We start from the raw sequence: 24,021 nt of genomic DNA on the forward strand, positions 1-24,021 counted from the left end.
CGGCAGGAGGCGCGCAGCGCACGGCGGACGACCGCCGGGCACCCCGCACCCCTGCCGCTCCGCCCGGCCCCATCTGAAGGGACGTACACCAGCGATGCACCGCACCGGCGAGACCGCCACCCCACCGACCGCCGCACGCCAACTCGCCGTCGGCGCCGCCTCCTTGGACGAGTGGCGCGAGATCGAGGAATGGGCGGCCCAGGAGGAATGGAACCCCGGCCTCGGGGACACCGCGTGCTTCCACCCCACCGACCCCGACGGATTCTTCACCGGCCGCCTCGGTGACCGCACCGTCTCCGCGGTCTCCGTCGTCACCTACTCCGCGGACTACGCCTTCCTCGGCTACTACCTCGTCCACCCCGACCACCGGGGCACCGGCCTCGGCCTGGCCACCTGGCGCGCCGCCGTCCCGCACGCGGGCCGCCGCACCATCGGCCTCGACGCGGTCCCCGCCCAGCAGGCCACCTACACCCGCGCGGGATTCACCGCCGCCCACGACACCCTCCGGTACACGGGGCGCCCCGCGGCACCCGCAGCGCCCGACCCGGACGCCGTACCGTTCACCGCCGCCCACCTCGACGCGGTCGCCGCCTACGACCGCCGGTGCTTCCCCGCCGACCGGCACGGCTTCATCGCCCGCTGGCTGACCGCCCCCGGCCACCACGCCAGGGTCCTGCTGCGCGCGGGCCGCGTCGCCGGATACGGCGTGATCCGTCCCGCCCGCGACGGCCACCGCATCGGCCCGCTCTTCGCCGACACCGCCGACGACGCGGCGGCGCTCTTCGACAGCCTCACCGCCGCCGCGGGCCCCGGCGAAGAGGTCAGCCTGGACATACCCGAGCCCCGGCACGCCGCGCGGGAACTGGCCACCGGCCGTGGCCTGACGGCCCGTTCGCACACCGTGCGGATGTACACCGGCCCGGTTCCGCCGGTCCAGGAGGAGCTGACGTACGGCGTCACGAGCCTGGAACTCGGGTAGGGCGTTTCCCGGATTCCCAGGTTTCCCCGGTTTCCAGGGCGGGCGGCACGGGAGCGGTGGACGCCGCCGCTCCCGTGCCGCCCGCCGTCAGTACACGTCGCGCACGTACCGTTTGTCGGCGGCCAGTTGCTTGACGTATCCGGCCGCCGCTTCCTCGTCCAGACCGCCGTGGGTGACGGCGATGTCGCGCAGTGCGCGGTCCACGTCACCGGCCATCCGGGACGCGTCGCCGCAGACGTAGAGGTGCGCGCCGTCAGCGAGCCAGGACCACAGCCGGCTGCCGTGTTCGCGCATCCGGTCCTGTACGTAGACCTTGGCCCGCAGGTCGCGGGAGAACGCGGTGTCCAGCCGGGTGAGCAGGCCGTCGGCGCGCAGCGCGTCGAGTTCGTCCTCGTAGTAGAAGTCGGTGGCACGGCGCTGTTCGCCGAAGAACAGCCAGTTGGGGCCGCGGTCGCCGCGTGCGCGGCGTTCCTGGAGGAAGCCGAGGAACGGGGCGATGCCGGTACCGGGGCCCACCATCACCATCGGCGTGGCGGGGTCGGCGGGCGGCCGGAAGTGGGGGGAGCGCCGGACGAAGACCGGCACCGGGTGCTCCGGTGCGGCGTCCGCGAGGAAGGTGGAGGCGACGCCCTTGCGGGGGCGGCCGTGCGGGGTGTCGTAGCGGACGACGGAGACCGTCAGCCGGATCAGGTGCGGATCGTCCAGCGGGCTCGACGATATGGAGTACAGCCGCGGCTGGAGGCGCTTGAGCACCGCAGCCCACTCCGCTGCCGTGGCGCGCACCGCGTGCTCGGCGATGACGTCGACGGCCTGCCGGCCCCATGCCCACCGGTCGCGTTCCCCTTTGTTGCCGGGGCGCAGCAGCTTCTTGACGAAGCGGTCGGCGGAGCGGTCGGCGACCAGCCTGAGCAGGTCGGGGGTGATCCTGGTGATGTCCAGGTGGCGGTGCAGGGCTTCGCCGAGCGGCACCGTGCCGGCCCCGGCCACCTCGACGCCGGTGCGGGCGTCGAGTCCGGTCACGGCCAGCCACTCCGCCACCAGATCGGGGCAGTTGAGCGGCTGCACGCCGAGCGCGTCACCGGCCTCGTAGCCGAGCGGCGTGCCCAACTCGCTGGTGTCCAGGGTGAATTGGCGGACCTCTTTGGTCGCCCCCGGCAGGCTCAGCAGCCGGTTGCCCGTCAGCCGGGCGGTCGCGGGCGCCGCCTTCGTGGGGCCGTCCGCCTTGGCAGGGGGCCGCGTGGACGTGGCGCCCGCCATCGGCCGCTCGGCCCGTGCCGCCTGCTGTTCGGGCCCCGCCAGCGCGCCGAGTATGCGGTCAAGCCACTGCCTGGCCGGTTCCTCGTAGTCGGGTTCGCAGTCCGTGCGCGGTGCCATGCGGCGGGCGCCCAGTTCGTCGAGCCGCTCGTCGAGCCGGCGTCCGTGGCCGCAGAAGTCGTCGTAGGACGAATCGCCGAGCGCCAGCACGGAGTAGCGCACGCCGTCCAGACGGGGCGAGTCGGGGCCGTTCAGCGACTCCCAGAATCCCGCTCCGTTGTCCGGCGCGTCACCGTCTCCCGACGTGCTGGTGACCAGGAGGAGGTCGGTGGCTTCCGACAGGGCCGACGGCGCGGCGTCGTCCATGGACAGCAGGTGCGCGGTCCGTCCGCTGTCGGCGAGCCTGCGGGCCGCGGCTGCGGCGGCCTCCTCGGCGTTGCCGGTCTGCGAGGCCCACAGCACGAGAACGTCCCGGACGGAGGGGGCCGACGGACCGGAAGGACCGGATGCATCGGACGGCTGCTCGGGTCCGGCCGGCTGCCCGGGGATGCGGGAGAACATGCCGGCCAGCACGCCGTTGACCCAGACCGCGTGGTCAGGGGCGAGCGGAGCGTGGCCGGGCAGTACCGGCGTGCCGGACGGCGTCCCGGCGTCCAGACCGGTGAGGAAGCCGTCCAGGTACCGGCGTTCCTGCTCGGCCAGCGCGGGCGGCCCGCAGGCGCCGGTCCCGAACGCCTCGGCCAGCGCCGCCGCGGCGCCCGACCTGCGTGCACCGGGCGCCCGGCCGTGGAGAGGACCGTCCGCGCCCCGGTCCGCTCCGTCGGACGTCAGCACGGCCGGGTCCTCGGGGCCCGCCGGGTGCGGCGGCGACGCCACCTTGGCGAGCGACACCGCACACGCCTTCAACTCCGGCTGGAAGGAGACCGGATCGACGGCGTCGTGGGTGACCGCGTTGACGCTGAGGTACTCGCCGAACAGGTCGTTCCAGTGGAACGGCGCGAAGCAGTCACCGGGCCGTACCCGGTCGGTGACGCGGGCGGGCAGCACCGCGCGCCCGCGCCGTGAGGAGACCTCGACCGAATCGCCGTCGGCGACGCCCAGCGCCCGCGCGTCCTGCGGGTGGATCTCCACGAACGGGCCGGGGGCGAGCTTGCTGAGCTTGGCGACCTTGCCGGTCTTGGTCAGCGTGTGCCAATGGTGCGGCAGCCGCCCGGTGTTGAGGACGTACGGGTAGTCGTCGTCCGGCATCTCGGCCGGCGGCAGGTGCGGGCGGGCGTGGAAGACGGCCCGCCCGGTGGGGGTGGGGAACCACCAGCGCGGCCGGGTGCCGTCCGGCCGTTGTGCCGCGGCCTGGCTGACACCGTCGTTGGCATAGCGCACCGGATTGCGGTGCGGCCCGTCGGCGGCGGCACTTGGCCACTGGACGGGTGTCTCGCGCAGCCGCGGGTAGCTCACGCCGCGCAGGTCGTAGCCGGTCTGCGGGTTCCAGGCCCGCTTGATCTCCTCGAAGACCTCTTCGGCGCTGTCGTAGCGGAAGGCGTCCTCGTATCCCATTTCGCAGGCGATTCGCGCGATGATCCGCCAGTCGGGCCAGGCGTCGCCGGGCGGCTCGACGGCCTGCCGCGCCAGTGTGAGGGTGCGCTCCGAATTGACCATCACCCCCTCCGCCTCCGCCCACAGCGCGGCGGGCAGCACCACGTCCGCGTACGCGGTGGTCTCGGTGTCGGCGAATACGTCCTGCGCCACGACGAATTCGGCGGCCTCCAGGCCCTCGATGACGGTCTTGCGGTGCGCCACCGAAGCGACCGGGTTGGTGCAGATGATCCAGGCGGCTCTGATCTCCCCGTCCGCCATCCGCCGGAACATGTCGACGGTCCCGGTGCCGGCGGTGTCCGCCCGCAGCGTTCCGGGTGCCAGGCCCCACAACTCCTCGGTGAAGGCCCGGTCATCCGCCACCGCGCTGGACCGCTGGCCGGGCAGCCCCGGTCCCATGTAGCCCATCTCCCGGCCGCCCATGGCGTTCGGCTGGCCGGTCAGCGAGAACGGGCCGCTGCCGGGCCGGCAGATCGCACCGGTCGCCAGATGCAGGTTGACCAGCGCATTCGTGTTCCAGGTGCCGTGCGTGGACTGGTTGAGTCCCATCGTCCAGCAGCTCATCCACGCGTCCGCCCCGCCGATCCAGCGGGCGGCCCGCCGGATGTCGGCCTCGTCGATGCCGGTGAGCGCGGCGACGGCGGCCGGGTGATAGTCCTCCAGGAAGGCGGGCATCGCCTCCCAGCCCTCGGTGTGTTCGGCGATGAACTCCGGGTCGGTACGCCCGTCGGCCACCAGGAGATGCAGCAGCCCGTTCAGCAGCGCCAGGTCCGTACCCGGCTTGATCTGGAGGAACAGGTCGGCCTTCGCGGCCGTCGCGGTGCGCCGCGGATCGACCACGATCAGTTTCGCGCCGGCCTTCACCCGCTCCATCATCCGCAGGAACAGGATCGGGTGGCAGTCGGCCATGTTGGCGCCGGTCACCAGGAACACGTCCGCGTGCTCGAAGTCCCGGTACGAGCCGGGCGGGCCGTCGGCGCCGAGCGACAGCTTGTAGCCGCTGCCCGCGCTCGCCATGCACAGCCGGGAGTTGGACTCGATCCAGCCGGTGCGGACGAAGCCCTTGGCGAGCTTGTTCGCCAGGTACTGCGCCTCCAGCGTCATCTGGCCCGACACGTAGAGGGCCAGCGCGTCCGGGCCGTGCGTGTCGACGACCGCCCGCAGCCGCCGTGCCGTCTCCTTGACCGCGCTCTCCATCGCCGACGGCACGGGTTCGGCGCCGCGGTCGCCGCGGACCAGCGCGTGGGTCAGCCGTCCCGGGGCGGTGAGCAGGTCGGCGCTGGTCGCGCCTTTGGTGCACAGCCGGCCCGCGTTGGCCGGATGCGCCTTGTCACCCGAGACCTTGCGGACCGAGCGCCGTCCCGTGCCGTCGGTCCCGACGTCGAGCACGATCCCGCAGCCGACCCCGCAGTACGAGCACACCGTCCGCACCTGTGTGGCGGATTCCGGCTGCGGTTCCGGTGCGGTCACGTGCGGCCCCTCTCGTCGTCGAATCTCCGGGTCGACCGTACGATCCCGCCGTTACCCGGGTGTCACACGGGGAGATCATCCGGGGTTACGGGCCCTGCACAGCCGCCCGCCCCCCGCCGTGAGGACGCTCCCCCGGACGCCGGACGGCCCCGCCCACCCGCCGTGTGGCAGGTGGACGGGGCCGTCCGGCGTCCGTCATCGGGCTACTTCAGCGCGCTCCGCTGCTGCCACTGCGGCCAGCTCTCCTGCCAGACCTCCAGGCCGTTGCCGACGTCGGTCTTCTCCGTGTTGCTCGTGCCCTTGACCTCGACGGTGGAGCCGACGGGCAGGAAGTCGTAGACGCGCTTGGCGTCGGACGTGCTCATGCCGAAGCAGCCGTGGCTGTTGTTGACCACGCCGAGGGACTTGTTCCACGGCGCGGAGTGCAGGAACGTGCCCGAAGCGGTCAGGTGGGTGACCCACTTCGAGTCCAGCATCCACTGGTTGCCGTAGCCGATGGTCGCGGAGTCCATCGTCTCGGCGGCGTTCTTGCTGCGGACGGTGTGCACGCCGCCGCGGGTGGGTGCCTCGGGCGAGCCGGCCGAACCGCTGATGGTGCCGACGCTGCGGCCACCCGCGTACATCGTCAGGGTGTGCGAGGGCACGTCGATGACGGCCTTGTGGTCTTCCCCGATGGTGAAGCCGAAGTTGTAGTCGCGGACGAACCAGCCGCCCTCGCCGGAGTCGAGGCCGGTCAGCGCGCCCTTGACCGACACCTTGGTGCCGGCCGGCCAGTAGGTCTTCGGACGCCAGTCGATCCGGTCGTGGCCGCCGTAGTCGGTGACCCAGCCCCAGGCGCCCTCGACCTTCGGCTGGGTGGTGACCTTCAGCGCCTTCTCGATGTCGGCGCGGCGGTCCTTGGCGATGTGGTTGTCGAAGAGGATCGAGACCGGCATCCCGGTGCCCACGGTCTGACCGTTCGACGGGGAGTTGGTGAGCTTGTTGACCCGGTCGGCTTCCGCCGTGGTGAACTCCGAGGTCGCGGCGGCCTTCTTGCCGCCGTCGGAGGTCGTGGAGGTCCTGACGGTGTAGGTGGTGCCGGGCCGCACCTTGCCGTTCGACGTCCAGGACGTGCCGTCCCCGGAGAGCCGGCCGGAGACCGCCGTGCCCTTGTCGTCCTTGGCGTCGACGGCGGTGATCTTGCCGCCGTCGGCCCGTATCGCTATCGGGGAGCCGAGTTTGGCCGACTTGCTGCCGCCCGCGGGGGTGACCGTCACCTTCGCCGCAGGCTCAGCGGCCTGCGAGGAGGCCGCGCTCGACCCGCACGCGGTCAGCGATGTGGCCGCCACCAGGGCGACGGGTATCCAGCGAACGGCTTGGCGACGTGGTGCGGCGAGCACGGGTTCCTCCAGATCAGGCCAACTGACAGTGACGGGGCCAAGACCTGCGGCACACGACCGCGTGGCACCTGCATTCCCCCGCCACCCATACAGAGGGTTTGTCTGCTTCAGCGGTTGTCTGGTGGAAGGGATATTTATGACACGTTTCGATATCGGTGGGGAGGGAGGGGCTGAGTGGAGACGGGAGTTGAGGGGGTTTATGGCGTTATGTCCTGATCTGTGGTTCTCGTGGAAACTGCGGGTGTCTGTGCGCGGCCGGGGAGGTCGCCGCGGAGCAGCCGGCCCGCCCCGGGTACCCGCGTCTCCAGGCCGAGTTCGCCGAGGACGCGATAGGCGGTGGCGGTCGCCGCCGACAGCACCGGCAGCCCCGCCGCGTCCTCCACCGGCTGGATCGCGGCCAGCGACGGCATCTGCACGCAGGCCGACAGCACCAGTGCGTCCGCCCGCCGCAGATCGAGCCTGCGCCAGTGCTCCCGCAGATCCTCCGGGTCGAGCCGCGCGACCGCCAGATTGTCCGGCACCTCCAGGCTCAACGCGTCGACCACCTCGACCCCGGCGTCCTCGATGTAGTCGACGACGAGCCGGGTGAGGCCCTTCAGGTACGGAGTGAGCACCGCGATCCGGCGCGCGCCGAGCGCCGCCACGCCGTCCAGCAACGCGCCCGCGCTGGTGACCACCGGTGCCTGCGCGCCCTGACCGCGCAGTGCGGCGCCGATCTCCGCCTCGGCCGTGCAGTGGTGGCCAGGACCCTGCGCCATGATCGCCACCAGGCAGGCGGAGGCGACCACATCGGGCCGGGCGTCGGCCAGTTCCAGCGCGGCCCGCTCGGTCTGCGCGTTCATCCCGCGCAGCTCCTCCGGCGTGACGTGCCGCATCCGCATCCGGCTGCTGTGGAAGACGAACCGGTCGCCGGGCAGCTCGCGTTCCCGGGCGCCGAGCATCCGCGGCAGCTCGGTCTCCATGGTCAGGTTGGAGCTGGGCACGATCAGGCCGATGTGGTGGTCCGTCACGGGTTCCTCCTCGAAGCGGTCGGGACGAGGCACCCGTACGGGAGGGCGGGTGCGTCAGGAGTCCCCGGCCAGGCTCTCCCAGTGGTCGGCCAGGGATGTCAGCAGATGCATCAGGTCAGGGCGCTGCTCCGCGTCGTACGGGGCGAGCAGTCGCTCGTCCAACTGGCGTGCGCGGTCGCGGGCGTCGTGCAGCGTCCGGCGGCCCTCTTCGGTGAGGAAGAGCAGCTTGCGCCGCCCGTCGGCGGCGGCGGTACGACGGACTATCAGGCCGCGGTTCTCCAGGCGCCGCGCCACGTCCGCCATCGTGGACGTGTCCAGGGCCACCGCCGACGCCATCGACCGCTGGTCGCGGCCGGGTGCCGCCTCCACGGCGGTCAGCACCGCGTACTGCGGGCCGGTGAGCGTCGGATCGACCGCGCGCACCCACACCGCCAGGTACGCCTGGTAGAGGCGGCGCACCTGGTAGCCGGGGGCGGCGGTCAGTGCCTGGGGGATCGCGGGAACGGACTCGGGGAAAGCGGACTCGTCAGCCATGGGCCAACTCAATCACGGTGGTCAGGTGCACCGCGGGCCGCTCCCGCCGGGCCCGTACGATCACCCCGTCATCGGGCGCAGCGCGGCGCGCAGGGCGGCGAGCGCGGCGGGCGGGTTGTCCCAGAAAATCATGTGCCCGGCGTCCGGGACGGCGGCGAACGCGGCCGAGGGGAGCAGCGCGCGGGCCTCGGCGACACCGTCGGCGGTCACCACGGGACTGTCCGCGCCGTACAGCAGGGCCGCGGGACCGGCCACCGCGGGCCACCAGTCGAAGAAGTCCTCCGTCTCGAACCCCTCGTGGGTGGCGGTGATCGCCCGGCGTTCGCAGCTGGCCAGCCAGCGCGCCCGCAACTCCTGTTCGCGGCGCGGCCAGCGCGGCCAGGAAGCGGCCACCTCGTCGGCGTCGGTGCCGCGTTCGGCCTGCGTCAGCTGATCGAGGAAGGCGGCCAGCCGCGTCGGGTAGGCCGCGCGTCCCGGACCGCTCATCGGCGGGTCGGCCAGCACGCTCCCGGCGGTCGCCACCTTGCCGCGGGCGGCGACGGCCGCCACGATCCGCGCGCCCATCGAGTGCCCGAACAGCAGCGGCCGGTGCAGGCCGAGCCCCGCCACGACGGCCTCGGTGTCCTCGGCGTACTCCTCCAGGCGGTACGCACCGCCGCCGTCCGACAGGCCGCGGCCCCGGACGTCGACGACCAACGGGCGTACCAGATCGGTGAGTTCGCGGGCGACGAAGTCCATGGTGACGGCCGGGCTGGTGATGCCGGGCAGCATCAGCAGGGTGGGTCCTGCGCCGCCGTAGTCCAGGACGTGCAGCCGGGCGGTGCCGGAGCGGGCCCATCGGCTGGTGGCCGGGATGTCGGCGAGATCGGCGAGCGCCGACTGCGGGACGGACCGCTGGGGGTGCGGCACGGGAACCTCCTGAGGGGCGGTGGGGGAGTGGTCAGGGGGTGGGCAGGCCGGCCAGGTAGGCGAGTGCGTCCTGTTGGCCGATGACGTCGCCGTATTTGGCCTGGATGTCGAAGAGGCTCGCGTCGTGCGGCCCCTGCGCGCGGTCGCCCACGCAGGTGCGGGGCACCAGTACGGGGAATCCGGACTGCACCGCGTCGACCACGGTGGCGCGTACGCAGCCGCTGGTGGTGGCGCCGCAGATCACCGCGGTGTCGCGGCCGAGCGCGGTGAGGGTCGCGGCGAGCGAGGTGCCGAAGAACGCCGATGCGCCCTTCTTCAGCAGCAGGACGTCCTCCGGGCGGCGCGGCAGCCGCGGATCCACGGCGACCGCGTCGCTGCCCTCGACGAGCGCCCGCATGCCGGGCGCCTTGTGCAGCCAGGCGACGCCGTCGCCCGCCGCCTCGGCCGGTGTGTAGGAGAGGGCGGTGAAGAGCACCGGCACCCGGGAAGGACGCGCGGCCTCGATCAACTCGGCCGTGGCGCCGACGACTTCGGTGAGGTCGGCGCCTGAGGGGAAGCGGTCTTCGGTGAAGCCGCGGGTCAGGTCGACGACGACGATCGCGGGGCGGTCGCCGCGCCGTACCCGTGCCCCGAACCCGGCGCGCGCGTAGGTGGCGTCGGTGGCGTCGCCGTACCGGCCGGTGCTCATCGGCGTCCCGCCTCCTTCAGCTCCCGGCGCAGGCCGGCCAGTCGGCCCAGCAGCCAGCCCTCGAACACGCCGAAGGCGAAGGCGGCGACGAGCGGCCCGTATTTGGCGGGCACCGGGCCCGCGAGGAGCGAGAGGCCGTCGAGCGCGGGCGCGGGCGCGGCGGCGGGTGCGGGGGCCGCGGCGTGTGTGGCCTGCGCAGCCGCCGGGGCCGCGCCGCCCGCCGTGCGGTCCTGGTCCAGGAGGCTGCCGAGGTTCTGCGCGAACTGCTGGAGGATCCGGTTCGACACGGTGCCGATGGCGCCTTTGCCGAACTGGGCGAGCTTGCCGCGGATGACCAGGTCCGTTGACATGTCGAGCCGGGCGCCGTCCGGCGTCTCGGCCACCGTCAGCGTCACCTCGGCCTCCGCGTCGCCGCTGCCGTGGGTGTCGGCGCCGCGCGCCTGCACCCGCAGCCGCCGCTGCCCGGCGTCCGCCTCCAGGAACCGCACGGTGCCCGCGTACGCCGCGCTGATCGGGCCGACCCGTACGGTGACCCGGCCCTGCCAGGCGTCGCCGTCCTGCCCGTCGAGCACCGCGCCCGGCATACAGGACGCCACCCGCCGTACGTCGTTCAGCAGCGCGAAGATCTCGTCGGGCGGCGCCGCCACCGGCACCGTGTTGCTGAGCTGCATCACCGCTCCTCTTCCGTGACTCCCGCGGAGCTGACGGCTCCCGCGGCTTGCTCGGTCTCTCCGGTTCGCTCGGCTGCTCCGGCTTTCCTGGCCGCTTCGGCGCGACGGGCCGTGGCGCAGCCGTCGATCGCGTCGACGATGGACTGATAGCCGGTGCAGCGGCACAGGTTGGACGCCACCAGCTCGCGGATCTGCGCCCGGTCCGCGTCGGGGCGCTCGGCGAGGAACCCCTCCGCCAGCATCAGGAAGCCGGGGGTGCAGAAGCCGCACTGCAGGCCGTGGTGGTCCCGGAACGCCTGCTGGAGATCGCTGAGTTGGCGTCCGTCGTCGCCGCCGGACAGCGACTCGACGGTACGGATCCTCGCGCCCTCCGCCTGCGCCGCGAACATCAGGCAGGCGCGGGCCGGCCGCCCGTCCACCAGCACCGTGCAGGCGCCGCAGATGCCGTGTTCGCAGCCGACGTGGGTGCCGGTCAGCCGCAGATCGTGCCGGAGCACGTCGGCCAGGGTGCGGCGCGACTCGCAGAGCACCTCGTGCTCGGTGCCGTTGACGTCCAGGGCGAGCAACTGCCGCTCCGCCGCGGTGTCGATGGGGGTCTCGGTCATCAGGCGCGCTCCAGGGTGCGGCGCAGTGCGCGGTGCACCGCCTCGGGGGTGACGGGGGTGTGGTCGAGTTCGACGCCGGTGGGGCGCAGGGCGTCGTTGACGGCGTTCAGCACCGCGGCCGGCGCGCCGATGGTGCCGCCCTCGCCCGCGCCCTTGGCGCCGGTCGCGCTGAAGGCGCACGGCGTTTCGATGTGCCGGATCGTGACGTCCGGGATCTCCTGCGCGGTGGGCACCTTGTAGTCCATGAAGCTGGTCGCCGACGGCTCGCCCTGCGCGTCGTACGTCACCTGCTCGAAGAGCGCGCCCGCGATGCCCTGGGCGATGCCGCCCCGGCACTGGCCCTCCACGACCTGCGGGTTGATCGCCACCCCGCAGTCCTCGACGCAGACGTACCGCAGGATCTCCACCTGCCCGGTGCCCTCGTGGAGTTCGACGACGACGCCGTGGGTGGCGTTCGAGAACGTCCCGTCGTTGAACACGTCGAAGGTGGCCGTCGCCGTCAGACCGGGCTCCATGCCCTTGGGCAGCAGATGCGCCTTCAGGTAGGCGGTGTCGGCGAGTTCGGCGTACGTGAGGGAGGTGGCGGGATCGTCGCGGCGGTGCACCCGGCCGCGGCCGATGACGGTCTCCTCCCACGGGATGTCCCAGCGGGCCGCGGCGAGCCGCCGCAGCTTCTCGCCGAGCTTGCCCGCCGCGAGCCGCACCGCGCTGCCGCCGACGGTGATCGACCGGCTGGCGAAGGTGCCCCAGCCGTAGGTGACGCGGTCCGTGTCGCCCTGGTGGATGCGCACCTTGGCGAGGTCGAGGCCGAGCGTGTCGGCGACGATCTGCGCCATCGTCGTCTCGTGGCTCTGCCCGTGGCTCATGGTGCCGGTGGTGACCGTCACCGCGCCGCCGGTGTCCATCCGGACCTCGGAGATGTCGAAGCCCGGCACCACCTCCATCTTGCGCTGCGCGAACGCGGTGGAGCCGTAGCCGGTGCGTTCGCTGAAGCAGGAGTAGCCGATGCCGAGGTGCCGGCCGTCGGCGGCGGCCAGGGCCTGCCGCTCGTACCAGCCCTCGTCCCGCAGCGTCTGCTCGCACAGGTTCAGCGACTCCAGGTAGGAACCGGGGTCGTAGGTGATGCCGTTGACGCCGGTGTAGGGGAAGTCGGTGATGAGGTTGCGGCGGCGGATCTCCACCGGGTCGATGCCCAGCTCCCGCGCCGCCCGCTCGAAGAGCCGCTCCACCACCATCACGTACTGCGGGCGGCTGACCCCGCGGTACGGCGCGGTGGGCGCCTTGTTGGTGGTGACCGCACGGCCGCGCACCCGGTAGGCGGGCACGGTGTAGACCCCCGGCATCTCCGCAGCCGCCATCAGCGGCTCGATGCCCGCCGTGAACGGGTAGCAGGAGTAGGCGCCCATGTCGCACACCACGTCCGCGTCCAGGCCCAGGATCCGCCCTTCGGCGTCGAACGCGGCCCGCACGTCGTAGTGCTGCTCGCGGGCGAGGAACGACGCGGTCAGCGCGTCCTTGCGGTCCTCGATCCACTTCACCGGACGGCCCAGGCGCAGCGCGGCGGCAGCGGTGGCGATCTCCTCCCTGCCCACCACGCACTTCTGCCCGAAGCCGCCGCCCATGTCCGGCACGATGACCCGCACCGCCCGCTCGTCCAGGCGCAGGCACCGCGAGGCCACCGTCCGCACCTGGTGCGGTACTTGGGTGCAGGTCTGGAGCACCAGTTGCTCCTCGCGGTCGTCCCAGTGCGCCACCGCGCCCCGGGTCTCCAGCGGCAGCGCGTTCTGCCGCCCGGTGCGCGACTCGACGTGCACCACGCAGTCCGCGGACGCGAAGATCCCGTCGATGCCTTCGGTGGCGAACAGCGCCACGTCGACCAGCGTGTTGCGCGGCGCCTCGTCGTGCACCAGCTCAGCCCCGTCGGCGAGGGCGTCCGCCTCGCAGGTCACCGGCGTCCGCACGGCGTAGCCGACCCTGGCGGCCTCCAGGCCGTCCTCGGCGGCGTACGCGTCGCGCGCCACGACCACGGCGACCGGCTCGCCGACGTAGCGGACCCGGTCGCGGGCCAGCACCGGCATCGCCGTCGGCACGAACTCATCGGCGGGGCGGCCGAGTTGGGCGGTGATGTCGCCGAGCTCCAGGTCGTCGGCGGTGAACGCGGCGATCACCCCGGGCACCCGGCGCACCGCGTCGAGGTCGACGCCGGTCAGGACGCCGTTGGCGACGGTGCTGCGGACGAACTGGGCGTGCAGCATGCCGGGCAGCGCGATGTCGTCGACGAACCGGCCGCGCCCGGTCAGCAGCCGCGGGTCCTCCCGGCGCGCCACCGACCGCCCGACCAGCGGTCCTTCCGCGTCGTGCGGTACGGGTGCGCCCGCCGTCGTGCTCATCGGTCCCTCGCCTCCTCGCAGGCGCGCCGTACCAGCGTGCCGATCAGGTGCCGCCGGAAGTCCGCACTGCCGTTGGCGTCGTCCGGCGGGTCGGCTGCGGCAGCGGCGGCCTCCGCGCAGTCGGCGAACGAGCCGCCCGCCGCCAGCACCTGTTCCGCATCGGGCACCCGTACCGGCGTCGGCGCCACCCCGCCGAGCGCCACCCGCCCGCCGCGCACCTCTTCCCCCGCCAGGTCCAGGTCGACGACGGCCGAGACGATCGCGAAGTCGCCCTTGCGCTCGGCGAATTCGGTGAGCGCGGCATGCGGGGCGGGGCGCGGGAAGACGATCTCGGTGAGCAGCTCGTCCGGGTCCAGCGCGTTGGTGTACGAGCCGAAGAAGAATTCGGCCGCCGGGATGCGGCGCGTCCCGCGCGGCCCGTGGGCATGGAACGCGGCGTCGAGGGCGACCGCGAGCAGGCACCACTCGGCGGTGGCGTCCGCGTGCGCGATGCTGCCGCCCACCGTGCCGCGGGTGCGGATCGGCAGATGGCCGATCCAGCCCATGGCCGCGCGCAGGACCTCGTAGCCGGGGCCCAGCGTGCGGGCCGGTGCGGTCTCGACGGTGTGGTGGGTGGTGAGCGCCCCGATGCGCAGCGCGCCCGTGGCATCGGTGCCCAGGTGGTCGAGGGCGCGCAGCCCGCCGATGTCGACGAGGTGCCGCGGCCTGGCCAGCCGGAAGTTCATCATCGCGACCAGGCTCTGGCCGCCGGCGATGACCTTGGCGTCGTCACCGAGTTCGGCGAGCAGCCGGACGGCGCCTTCGGTGTCACGGGCCCGGTGGTAGCGGAACGGGGCGGGTTTCATGCTCCTCCATTTCGTGCGGCGGTACGGGTCGTGCGGCGGTACGGGGACGGGGGCGTCCGGGCCCGCCGGGCTCAGCGGGCGAACTGGTAGGAGAACGCCACCGGATCGGCGTCGTGCAGCGGCGAGCCGCCCCACAGCCAGTCGTAGGAGAGGTCGGACTCGCCGTCGAAGCGCCGCAACTTCGCGTCCCGCGCCCGCTGTTCGGGGCCGTCGGGGTAGTGGTAGAAGGTCTTGTTCCGCAGCGACGCCTCCTGCACCATCCCGGCGTGCTTGGCGCGCCGGTCGACGTACCGCCGCAGGGCGCCCTCCACCCCTGACACGGTGACCGCGCCCAGCTCCTCGGCCAGTACCGCCGCGTCCTCCATGGCCTGCGACGCGCCCTGCGCCTGGTACGGGAGCATGGCGTGGCAGGCGTCGCCGAGCAGCGCCACCCGCCCGTCCATCCACACCGGGTCGCGCCGCCGGTGGTGGAGGGCGAAGCAGCTGACGTTCTCCTTGGCCTTCGAGAGCATCGCCGGCACCCGGTCGTCCCAGCCGGGGAAGGCGTCCACCAGGTCCTGCGGGGCGGCGGCGACCGACCACTTCTCGGCGACCTCGTCGGTGCACGGCACGCACGCCACGATGTTGAGGTACTCGCCGCCGCGGATCATGTAGTGCACCAGATGGCGTCCGGGCCCGTACCAGATGGTGCTCTGGAAGCGGTCGACCAGCCAGCGGGTCGCCGGGTCGGCGGCGATCAGGTCGCCGGGGATCAGTGCACGGAACGCCATCTCGCCGGAGAAGCAGAGGGTGTCGGGCGCGCCCATCAGCTCGCGCACCTGTGAGCGGATGCCGTCGGCGCCGATCACCACGTCGGAGGGGAAGCGCCGGCCGTCGTCGGTGACGGCCACCGGCCGCTCGGGGCGGCTGCGGTCCAGTGCGGTGACCCGGCTCGCGGTGCGGATGTCGACGACGGGACCGGGGCCCGCCGGATCCCGGCAGGCGTCCATGATGACGCGGTGCAGGTCGGCCCGGTGGTAGTGCCAGTACGGGGCGTTGTACCTGTCCTTGCAGAACTGGCCGAGCGAGGTTTGGCCGATGACGCTGCCGTCCTGCCAGCGCCGCCTGACCTGGTCGAGCGGTTCGGTGTGGATGGCCTCCAGTTGCGGGCGCAGGCCGAGGCCGAGCAGTACCCGGCTGGCGTTCGGCGCGGTCTGGATGCCGGCGCCGACCTCGCCGAGTGCGGTGGCCGCTTCCAGCACGGTGACCCGCAGGCCGCGGTGGCGCAGGGCCAGCGCGGCGGTCAGGCCGCCGAGTCCGCCGCCGGCGATGGTGACTTCGTACGACTGGCTGGGCACCACGTTTCCTCCAAGGCGTGTCAGCGGTGCGGCGGTCGGGCCGCCGTGGTCCTTCCGGCGCGGCCGGTGGTTCAGCTGCCGTCCTCGGCGAGCCGGCCCGCCACGACGACGTCCGTGCCGTCGACCGTCACCGAGCAGCCGCGCATCGCGATGTCGAGGTGCGCGTACGACTCGCGGCCGAGCACCGGGTGCGGTCCTGTGGACCACAGGAAGTTGCCGGCGAACGCGCGGGCGTCCATGCCCATCAGTTCGTTCTTGCCGTACATCGCGGTGGCGAACCAGTCGGCGCTGCGCATCAGGCCCCAGCCCAGGTGGGAGAGGCTGCGCGCCCAGGTGTCGTTGCTGTCGTCGAAGAAGGTGGTGAGCAGGGCGGCGTCGGCGCCGCCGGTGACCTTCTCGATGTGCCCGCCGGCGATCTGGAGGGTGACCGGCTCGCGGACGTACTCCTTGAACGGCAGCAGGATGTCGCCGGGCGCGAGCACGATCTGCCCGTCGGAGATCTCCGGCCAGCACAGCACCATCGTGCTGGGCCAGTGGTCCCAGCGGCCCGGGTCGTCGGCGAAGCCGCACTGGAACTCCGGCTGGGAACCGCTGAGTTGCACGGTCAGGTCGGTGCCTGCCGACGAGCTGATCCGCATCACCGACGACCGCTTCAGCAGCTCGACGCCGCGCAGCACGGCGTCCTTGTCGGCCGGGTCGGGGAGGTTGCGGATCAGGACCTCGGGGGCGTCGCAGACGAAGATGATGCGGGTGCCGGTGCGCAGGATCTCCTGCTGGACAGGGGCGTGGATGAAGCCCTCGCGGGTCAGGTCGACCACCAGATCGGCGGACTTGAGGAGGTCCTGCGCCGCGGTGTCGCGGAGTACGGAGGTCAGGCCGGGCCCGGCGCCGGTGCGGGTGCTGGGCATGGGCGCCGGGGTGCCGCCCGGCACGGTGGCGGCGATGACGTGGGCGCCGCACGCCTTCGCCGCGCCGAACGCCGCGGCGACGTAATCGCCGCGGCTCTCGGGTTCGGCGAGCACCACGACGTGTTCGTCCTCGCGGAGTTTGCAGAGCCGGAGCTGGCGGGTGAAGGCGTCGAGCAGGTCGACGGACGAGAGAGCGAACACGGGAGACCTCCTGAACGGTGCGGGGCTCGACGAGCGGGGGCGGCCGTGATGCGGCGGCCGGTGCAGAGCTGCGGAGTCGGGCGTCGGCAGCGGGCGGGTACGGGGATCGGCACGGATCGGGGAGTCGCGGACGGTGCTCCGGTCGCCGGGCCGACGCCGGGCGACCGGCCGGAATCTTGCCTGCGGACATGCTCTGAGCTGCGGTGATGCCCCTGGTGTGGGGTAACCGACAGAGATAATCCGAACACGTACTATCTCGGCTTGGCAAGGGTCGCGCGGCGAGTCGGCCGGCTTCTTTCCTGACGTACCGTCAGTGAAAGGCGGCGACACTCGCGCCGACCTGCGGCTTCACCCGGACCGCCCGCAGGCCGCAAAAACCGCGCGGCCCCGTCCCCGTGCCCGCCGAGCGGCGGGACGGGGACGGGGCCCACGAGTGCGGCGCCGGCTACCCGGCGGCGGCCTGCTGGTCGCTCATCACCTGGACGCTCTCGTCCTGGACACCGGCCGCGGTGTCACGCGAGGGCCGGTACGGCGCGAGAGCGGGCACCGCACGCCCGGAGAGAATCTCATCGGCGGCCAGCTCGCCCAGCAGCGGCGCCAGCGTCACCCCGCTGTGCGTCACCACGCAGTACAGGCCATCGGCCCCCGGCACCGTGCCCACCAGCGGCAGCCCGTCCGCGGGCACCGGCCGCACACCCCGGCGTACGCCGGCGAGCCACGCGGTGCGCAGCGCGGGCAGCACCTCGCCACCGCGGTGGTGCAACTCCTCCTCCAGGCCCGGCCGCTGCTCCTGCTCGATGTCCCCGTCGGCCGGCAGCAACGCGTCCACCGGCCAGGAGATCGAGCACACCCGGTCGCCGGGCGCCGGGCGCAGGTCCACACCCGGGGTGGCGAGAATCGCGCCGAGCCGGGCCGCAGGCACCGGAGTGCTCTCGCCGACCAGGCCGGGGATCCGGGTCAGCGGCAGCGGCACATCGGCGAGCGCGGCGATCCGCCCGGCGTCCGGCCCCGCGCAGTTGATCACGTGGTCCGCCTCCCAGCGGCGGCCTTCGGTGGACACCCCCACGATCCGGCCGCCGCGCCGCAGCAGCGCCGTGACCCGCAGGCCGTAGCGGATCGCGGCGCCGTTCAGAGCGGCCCGGTCCAGCAGCGTACGGGCCAGCAACGGCGCGTCGTACCACGCCGCCTGCTCGTGCACGACCAGCTCGGGCGCCGCGCAGGCCGCCGGGTCGGCGCCGGGCGCAAGATCGGCCAGCGCCTCGGTACCCGTGGTGCGGCACTCGTGCCCCCAGGAACGCAGCCGCTGCGCCCGCTCGTTGATCACCCGGCGTTCGCGCGCGGTGTGGCCCCACTGCACGAGCGGGACCTGATGCCGCCAGACGGCACCGCCCAGCTCCTCGCCGAGCGTCAGATGCGCGGCGGCGCTGCGACGGTTCAACTCGTAGTAGGAATAAGGGGTCTTGAGGTGGGTGACGTCGATGGAGAAAGTGGCGCTCGACGTGCCGGAAGCGGGGCCGCCGGCGTCGATGACGGTGACATCGGCCCCGGCCCGCGCCAGATGATGCGCGACGGACGCGCCGAGCACACCGGCGCCGATGACCAGTACACGGGACATGGTTCGTTCCTGTCTGGGAGAGATCCGGGAGGTAGGGGTCTGCACGTCTGCGCTGTTCAGGGCCGCGGTTCAGCGGACGGGGTGACGGCGGGCCGTCTGCGGCGCCCCGCGCTGCCGCGCCCCGCGCCGCCGCGCCCCGCGCCGCGCCGGAAGCGGCGCTCCAGGTAGTACTGGCCGACGTTCAGCACCGACGTCGCCACCAGGTACCAGACACAGGCGACGGCGAGCAGCGGCACCTGCTGGAAGTTGCGCGAGTAGATGCCCTGGATCGAGGTGAGCAGCTCGGGCACGGCGATGGCGAACACCAGCGAGGTGGTCTTCAGCATGGAGATCGCCTGATTGCCGGTCGGCGGGATGATCAGACGCAGCGCCTGCGGCAGCACGATCCGGCGCAGCGTCTGCCGCCGCGTCATGCCCAGCGCGTGCGCCGCCTCGCTCTGCCCCTCGTCCACGGACGACAGACCGGCCCGGACGATCTCCGCCATGTACGCGGCCTCGTGCAGGCCGAGACCCAGCACGGCCGCGGTCAGCTGCGTGATCAGCCGGTTGGTTTCGACCTGGAAGAACGTCGGCCCCCAGGGCACCCCGAACCCGATGACCGGGACGATGGCCGACAGGAAGTACCAGAACAGCAGCTGCACCAGCAGCGGCGTACCGCGGAACACCCAGATGTAGAGGGCGCTGAGCCTGGCCAGCACCGGGTTGGCCGACATCCGCAGCACCGCGACGGCCACGCCGCCCACGATGCCGATGGCCATCGCCGCCACCGTCAGCAGCAGCGTGGTGCGCAGCCCCTCCAGCACCACGGGCGCGAACAGGAACTCGCCGACCGTCGCCCACTGCATCCGGGGGTTGGCCGCCCAGCCCTGCACCAGGAACACCAGGACGAAGACCAGCACCGCCGACGTCACCCAGCGGCCGGGGTGCCGCAGCGGCACCGCACGGATCCGGTCGCCGTCCGCGAGCCCCTCCGCCACCGACGGAACCGTCCCGTCCGCTGCGGCCGTCACCGGCTGCCCGCTCATGCCGCGCCACCGTTCACCGTCGCCTGCCGCAGCGCCCCGGCCGCGACCTTCCACTGCTTGAGGATCGTGCCGTAACTGCCGTTGTCGATGACCTTCTGAAGGGCCTGCTGCACGGCCTTGACGAGCGCGCCCTGCTCCTTGTCGACGAGGATCCCGTACGGCAGGAAGCGGTAGGGGCGGCCGACCTGCCGCAGCCTGCCGCTGGACTGCGCGGCCTGGTAGGCGACGGTCGGGGTGCCGCCGGCGAACACCTGGGCGCGTCCGGTGGACAACGCCTGGAAACAGCCGACGGAGTTGGGGAAGACCAGGATGTCGGGCGCCGCCCGCCCGGCAGCCGCGCACTTCTTCTTCTGCGCCTCGGCGTCATCGACCTGCGCGGTGCCCTGTTCCACGGCGACCTGCCTGCCGCACAGATCGCCGAGCGAGCCGATCTCCTTCGCGTGGCGCTCGTCGACGAGGAGGGAGCTGCTGGTGCGGAAGTAGTCGACGAAAGTGATGTGCCGCCGCCGCTCCGGCTTGTCGAGCATCGCCTGGATCGCCAGGTCGTAGCGGTGCGACTGCACGCCGCCGATGATGCTGTCGAAGCTGGTCCTGGCGAACGTCACCTTGAGCCCGAGCACTTGGGCGACGGCCGTCATCAGGTCGGGTTCCATACCGACCAGCGTCTTGTCGTCGGTGGCGAGGGACACCAGCGGCGGGTAGTCGTCGCCGGTGGCGACGGTCAGCGTGCCGGACTTGCGGATCTTCGCGGGCAGCAGCGCGTGCAGCGCGGCGTCCTTGTGCTGGACCGGGGCGGCGGACTTCGCGGTGGGATCGGCGGTGCCGCAGGCCGATGCGAGGGGGAGCAGCGCGGTGACGCCGAGGCCGACCGCCACCCGGCGCGTCGTACCGCGGGCGCGTGGACCTGCGAGCCGTCTATCCATGGGGGTGCCCTTCTCGGGTCGGTCAGCTACTGATCGCTCAATGTGCGCCAGGCCGTGGCCCCGCACAAGATGAGCCAGGGCGAGCATCCGTGCACACTTCGTTCAGCGGAACTGATGCATCTCACGAGGCGGACGGCAGGGGGAATCCGGCGGACGGACCCTGCGATGCCGTCGCCGCACCGCTCTCATCGGCCCTCACCGGTCCGCCGCCGGGCGGCCCGTACGCGTCCGCCCACCGCACCAGCAACAGCCCTCTTGGCGTGGGCGCGAGGAGTGTTAACTTCATCTGATGCTGACCCCGACGCAGCTGCAAGCGGTGCGCGAAGTGGTGGCGACCGGCTCGCTGCGGGTCTCCGCACGCCGTCTCGGCTACTCGCCTTCCGCCATATCGCAGCAGATCTCCTCGGTGGAACGCGCCCTGGGCGTCCGGCTCTTCGAGCGCTCACCGCGCAGTGTGCGCCCCACGGCCGCCGGTGTGCAGCTGGCCCGCAGGGCCGTCCGGCTGCTGGCCGAACTGGAGTCGGCCGAGGACGAGTTGCGCTCGTTCGCGGCGGCCGAGCGCGGCCGGCTGCACCTGGGCAGCTTCTGGTCGGCGGGCTTCCGCCTGATGCCCGCCGTGCTGGCCGCATTCCTCCGCGACCGGCCGCAGGTCGACGTCCGCTACGAAGAGGGCGACCCGCAGGTCACCGTGCCCGCGGTGACCGATGGCCGGCTCGACCTGGCGGTGATCTTCGAGTACGGCATGGTGCCGCACAACTGGCCGGACGACCTGGAGACGACGCTCATCCTGGAGGAGCCGCTGTACGTCCTGGTCCCCACCGGGCACCGGCTCTCGCACCGCAAACGCATCCAGGTCGGCGACCTGTCGGCCGAGCGCTGGATCTGCTACCGCGAGGGCACCGACGCGGCCCGCTCGCTCTTCCACATCTGCGCCGAGGGCGGCTTCCGCCCCGACGTCCTGTTCCGCACCAACGACTACAACCTGCCCTTCGAGCTGGTGCGCAAGGGCCTGGGCGTGGCGATCGTCCCCGAACTCGCGCTGCTGGAATCGCACGAGGTGCACCTCATCAGGCTCGCCAACCCCGCCCACGTCCGGCGGGTGTTCGCGGTACGCCGCGCCGCCGACCCCAACCCGTTCCTCGACCAGGCCATCCGCATGCTGCGCACCGCTGCCGGCGCCATCGACCAGCGGCGGCTGACCCGCCAGGAGCCGCCGACAGCGGTGTGAACTATCGCTACAGGCCGACGCCGCCGGTCACGTCGATCTTGGTGCCGGTGATCCAGCGAGCGTCGTCGGTGGCCAGGAAGGCGACCGCGTCGGCGATGTCAGGGACCTGGCCGATCCGGCCGAGTGCGGTCAGGCTGATGTTGCGCTCCACGTTCGCCGGGTCGGCCAGCACGTCGGCGGTCATGTCGGTGTGGGTGAAGCCGACGGCGACGGAGTTGACGGTGATGCCGCGGGGGCCGAGGTACTTGGCCAGGGTGTGGCTGAACACTTCGAGTGCGCCCTTGGTGAGCGGATAGCCGATGCCGTGGGCCGAGGCGATACGGGTGGAGACGGACGAGATGTTGATGATCCGGCCGCCGTCGCGCAGCCGTGGCAGCAGCCGCTGGGTGAGGAAGAACGGTGCCTTGACGTTGACCGCGATCATCTGGTCGAACTCCTCGGGGGTGAGAACCTCGATCGGCCGCCCCATGAAGTTGAGTCCCGCGTTGTGGACCAGGATGTCGATCGCCGGTTCCCCGTGAGCGCGAAGTCCTGCCTCAAGACCGGCCACGAGCGTGTCCACGTCGTCGGGAACGCCCAGTTCGGCGCCCACGATGAAGGCCCGCCCACCGGCGTCGGCGATGGCCGCGGCGGTCTCCTTGGCCGCCGCCTCGTTACTGCCGTAGTGCACGGCGACCAGCGCGCCGTCCCGGGCCAGGCGTTCGGCGATGCCTCGTCCGATGCCCCGGCTGCTGCCGGTGACCAGGGCGACCTTGCCGCTGAGGCTTCCCATGTCCGCTCCTTGGGTGTGTTCGTGCAGAGCCCCCTGACCCAAGTGTACTTAGCCTTACCTAAGTTGAACGAGTGGCGCGGCCCCGCGCCTTCAGCCGCTCACCACCGCCACCGCCTCCCGGGCGAGTTCGCGGCGCAGCCGCATGAAGGGGCGGGGACGGTTGAGGGCGAGGACGGCGGTGGTGCGCCCGTCGCGTTCGTACGCGGCGAGGAAGCTGCGGTCGTCGGGGGAGCCCTCGACGATGCGCGGGGTGTCGGCGGGCAGCCGGCGGCCGACGAACTGGATGCGGACGCCGTACTGGTCGGACCAGAAGTAGGGCAGGCTCCGGTGGGTGGCGACGGTGGCACCTGCCAGGAGGTTGCGGGCGGCGACGGCCGCCTGTTCGGTCGCGCTGGTCCAGTGCTCGGCGCGGCGGCCGTCCGCCCTGGCCACATCGCCCACCGCCACGATCGCGGGCACCGGCGTGACGCAGCCCGCGTCGCAGCGGACCCCGTCGTCGAGCGGCAGCCCGGAGCCTTCGAGCCAGTCGGTGCGGGGGCGTACGCCGATGCCGACCACGACCACGTCGGCGGGCAGTCGGCGGCCGTCGGCCAGATCCACGGCGGTCACCCGGTCCGTGGCGCCGTCGGCGCGCAGCCCGGCGACGCCGGTGCCGGTGAGCAGGGTGACGCCGTGCTCCGCGTGCAGCGCGGCGCAGACCCGCGCCATCGCCTCGCCGAGCTGGGGTACGAGGGGCAGCGGCGCGGCCTCCACGACCGTCACGTCATGGCCGAGCGCGGCGCAGGACGAGGCCACTTCGGCGCCGATGAAGCCGCCGCCGATGACCACCACCCGCGCCGGGTGGCGGGTCAGGTCCGCGCGCAGCGCCTGGGCGTCGTCGAGGGTGCGCAGGGTGTGAACTCCCGTGTGTCCGGGGCCCGGTAGCCGCCGGGGTGTGGCGCCGGTGGCGATGACCAGGCCGTCGGTGACCAGCGGCGCCCCACCCTCGATGCGCACCGTGCGGGTGCCGGTGTCGAGCCCGGCCGCCCGGCTGCCGAGCCGCCACTCCGCGTCCAGGTCGGCGGTCTCCTCCGCGTCGGCCAGGGCGAGTTGGCTCGGGCCGGTCACGCCGGTGAGGAAGTCCTTGGACAGCGGCGGCCGGTCGTAGGGGTGGTGCGGCTCGTCGCCGACGATCACCAGCCGGCCGTCGAAGCCCTGGGAGCGCAGCGCGCGGGCGGTGTAGAGGCCCGCGAGTGAGGCGCCGATGACCGTGACGGTGTTCATGCGGCGGTGCCCTCCTCGGCGGCGTGGTGGACGTAGATCATGCCGTCGGCGACGGTGACCGGGTGGGTGCGTACCGCACGGCGGGCCGGCAGGCAGGTCGCGGCGCCGGTGCGCAGGTCGAACGAGGCGGCGTGCAGGGGGCATTCGACCAGGCAGCCCTCCAGCCAGCCGTCGGCGAGCGAGGCGTCCTGGTGGGTGCAGGTGTCGTCGATGGCGTACAGCGCGCCGTCGGCGTTGAACACGGCGATCGGCGGCGCGGTGTCGATCCGTACGGACTCGCCGGCGGGGAGATCTTCGAGGTGGCAGACGGGAATCACGGGGCACCCCTCTTACTGTTCGGGACAGTTGAGTTTCGTTATGTGCACGGCGGAGCGCTCTGCGCAACAGAATCCCGACTCGGGGGCGGTGCGTCAAGCGATTCC

General features: G+C 72.8%; 20 protein-coding genes. 2 read left to right on the plus strand and 18 right to left on the minus strand.

Annotated features, from left to right (window positions below; translation table 11 throughout):
- Nucleotides 1–94: 94 nt before the first annotated feature.
- Nucleotides 95–979 (plus strand): GNAT family N-acetyltransferase, encoded by an 885-nt coding sequence (locus ACIBK8_RS08415; RefSeq protein ID WP_399040883.1) that lies wholly within the window; start codon nucleotides 95–97, stop codon nucleotides 977–979.
- A gap of 87 nt (nucleotides 980–1,066) precedes the next feature.
- On the opposite strand, the gene ACIBK8_RS08420 is transcribed toward ACIBK8_RS08415, so the two are convergent.
- The 15 genes from ACIBK8_RS08420 to ACIBK8_RS08490 all read right to left on the minus strand — a co-directional run bounded on the left by ACIBK8_RS08420 (nucleotide 1,067) and on the right by ACIBK8_RS08490 (nucleotide 20,336).
- Nucleotides 1,067–5,296 carry a molybdopterin-dependent oxidoreductase gene (locus ACIBK8_RS08420; RefSeq protein WP_399040885.1) on the minus strand — a complete coding sequence of 1,410 codons (4,230 nt, stop codon included), beginning with the start codon at nucleotides 5,294–5,296 and terminating at the stop codon, nucleotides 1,067–1,069.
- 203 nt (nucleotides 5,297–5,499) lie between these two features.
- Nucleotides 5,500–6,675 (minus strand): Ig-like domain-containing protein, encoded by a 1,176-nt coding sequence (locus ACIBK8_RS08425; protein WP_399040887.1) that lies wholly within the window; start codon nucleotides 6,673–6,675, stop codon nucleotides 5,500–5,502.
- A gap of 197 nt (nucleotides 6,676–6,872) precedes the next feature.
- A complete protein-coding gene (locus ACIBK8_RS08430; protein ID WP_399040888.1) occupies nucleotides 6,873–7,685 on the minus strand; it encodes an Asp/Glu racemase in 813 nt (270 codons plus the stop codon).
- A gap of 54 nt (nucleotides 7,686–7,739) precedes the next feature.
- Nucleotides 7,740–8,219, minus strand: coding sequence for a MarR family winged helix-turn-helix transcriptional regulator (locus ACIBK8_RS08435; RefSeq protein ID WP_399040889.1), 480 nt, complete (start codon nucleotides 8,217–8,219; stop codon nucleotides 7,740–7,742).
- Between the two features lie 60 nt (nucleotides 8,220–8,279).
- Nucleotides 8,280–9,128, minus strand: a complete 849-nt coding sequence (locus ACIBK8_RS08440; RefSeq protein ID WP_399040890.1) for an alpha/beta fold hydrolase — start codon at nucleotides 9,126–9,128, stop codon at nucleotides 8,280–8,282.
- A gap of 31 nt (nucleotides 9,129–9,159) precedes the next feature.
- Nucleotides 9,160–9,816: an isochorismatase family protein gene (locus ACIBK8_RS08445; RefSeq protein ID WP_393685192.1), complete on the minus strand. Its 657-nt coding sequence runs from the start codon at nucleotides 9,814–9,816 to the stop codon at nucleotides 9,160–9,162.
- A complete protein-coding gene (locus ACIBK8_RS08450; protein WP_399040891.1) occupies nucleotides 9,813–10,487 on the minus strand; it encodes an SRPBCC family protein in 675 nt (224 codons plus the stop codon). The genes ACIBK8_RS08445 and ACIBK8_RS08450 overlap by 4 nt, the downstream gene beginning before the upstream one ends.
- A complete protein-coding gene (locus tag ACIBK8_RS08455) occupies nucleotides 10,487–11,092 on the minus strand; it encodes a (2Fe-2S)-binding protein (RefSeq protein WP_399040892.1) in 606 nt (201 codons plus the stop codon). The genes ACIBK8_RS08450 and ACIBK8_RS08455 overlap by 1 nt, the downstream gene beginning before the upstream one ends.
- Entirely contained in the window at nucleotides 11,092–13,482 is a 2,391-nt protein-coding gene (locus ACIBK8_RS08460; protein WP_399040893.1) for a xanthine dehydrogenase family protein molybdopterin-binding subunit, read from the minus strand. The genes ACIBK8_RS08455 and ACIBK8_RS08460 overlap by 1 nt, the downstream gene beginning before the upstream one ends.
- Entirely contained in the window at nucleotides 13,479–14,327 is an 849-nt protein-coding gene (locus ACIBK8_RS08465) for an FAD binding domain-containing protein (RefSeq protein ID WP_399040894.1), read from the minus strand. Before ACIBK8_RS08465 ends, ACIBK8_RS08460 begins: the two co-directional genes overlap by 4 nt.
- A 71-nt stretch (nucleotides 14,328–14,398) precedes the next feature.
- Nucleotides 14,399–15,667, minus strand: coding sequence for an FAD-dependent monooxygenase (locus tag ACIBK8_RS08470; RefSeq protein ID WP_399040895.1), 1,269 nt, complete (start codon nucleotides 15,665–15,667; stop codon nucleotides 14,399–14,401).
- A gap of 68 nt (nucleotides 15,668–15,735) precedes the next feature.
- Nucleotides 15,736–16,773, minus strand: a complete 1,038-nt coding sequence (locus ACIBK8_RS08475; RefSeq protein WP_399040896.1) for a hypothetical protein — start codon at nucleotides 16,771–16,773, stop codon at nucleotides 15,736–15,738.
- A 445-nt stretch (nucleotides 16,774–17,218) separates the two neighbouring features.
- On the minus strand, nucleotides 17,219–18,388 hold the full coding sequence (locus tag ACIBK8_RS08480; protein WP_399040897.1) for an NAD(P)/FAD-dependent oxidoreductase: 1,170 nt from the start codon (nucleotides 18,386–18,388) through the stop codon (nucleotides 17,219–17,221).
- 56 nt (nucleotides 18,389–18,444) lie between these two features.
- Nucleotides 18,445–19,413 (minus strand): amino acid ABC transporter permease, encoded by a 969-nt coding sequence (locus ACIBK8_RS08485; RefSeq protein ID WP_399040898.1) that lies wholly within the window; start codon nucleotides 19,411–19,413, stop codon nucleotides 18,445–18,447.
- Nucleotides 19,410–20,336, minus strand: coding sequence for an ABC transporter substrate-binding protein (locus ACIBK8_RS08490; protein ID WP_399040900.1), 927 nt, complete (start codon nucleotides 20,334–20,336; stop codon nucleotides 19,410–19,412). Before ACIBK8_RS08490 ends, ACIBK8_RS08485 begins: the two co-directional genes overlap by 4 nt.
- 289 nt (nucleotides 20,337–20,625) lie before the next feature.
- On the opposite strand from ACIBK8_RS08490, the gene ACIBK8_RS08495 reads away from it, so the two are divergent.
- Nucleotides 20,626–21,564, plus strand: coding sequence for a LysR family transcriptional regulator (locus tag ACIBK8_RS08495; RefSeq protein WP_399040901.1), 939 nt, complete (start codon nucleotides 20,626–20,628; stop codon nucleotides 21,562–21,564).
- Between the two features lie 7 nt (nucleotides 21,565–21,571).
- Here ACIBK8_RS08495 and ACIBK8_RS08500 read toward each other — a convergent pair whose 3' ends face one another.
- From ACIBK8_RS08500 to ACIBK8_RS08510, 3 genes are all read right to left on the minus strand, one after another.
- Nucleotides 21,572–22,336: an SDR family NAD(P)-dependent oxidoreductase gene (locus ACIBK8_RS08500; protein WP_399040902.1), complete on the minus strand. Its 765-nt coding sequence runs from the start codon at nucleotides 22,334–22,336 to the stop codon at nucleotides 21,572–21,574.
- Nucleotides 22,337–22,426: 90 nt separating this feature from the next.
- Complete coding sequence (locus ACIBK8_RS08505) at nucleotides 22,427–23,599, minus strand: NAD(P)/FAD-dependent oxidoreductase (protein ID WP_399040903.1); 1,173 nt, start codon at nucleotides 23,597–23,599, stop codon at nucleotides 22,427–22,429.
- Nucleotides 23,596–23,916, minus strand: a complete 321-nt coding sequence (locus ACIBK8_RS08510; RefSeq protein ID WP_393685175.1) for a bifunctional 3-phenylpropionate/cinnamic acid dioxygenase ferredoxin subunit — start codon at nucleotides 23,914–23,916, stop codon at nucleotides 23,596–23,598. The genes ACIBK8_RS08505 and ACIBK8_RS08510 overlap by 4 nt, the downstream gene beginning before the upstream one ends.
- Nucleotides 23,917–24,021: the final 105 nt, after the last annotated feature.

The sequence above is a fragment of the Streptomyces sp. NPDC050161 genome (assembly GCF_044460025.1).
Classification (GTDB): domain Bacteria; phylum Actinomycetota; class Actinomycetes; order Streptomycetales; family Streptomycetaceae; genus Streptomyces.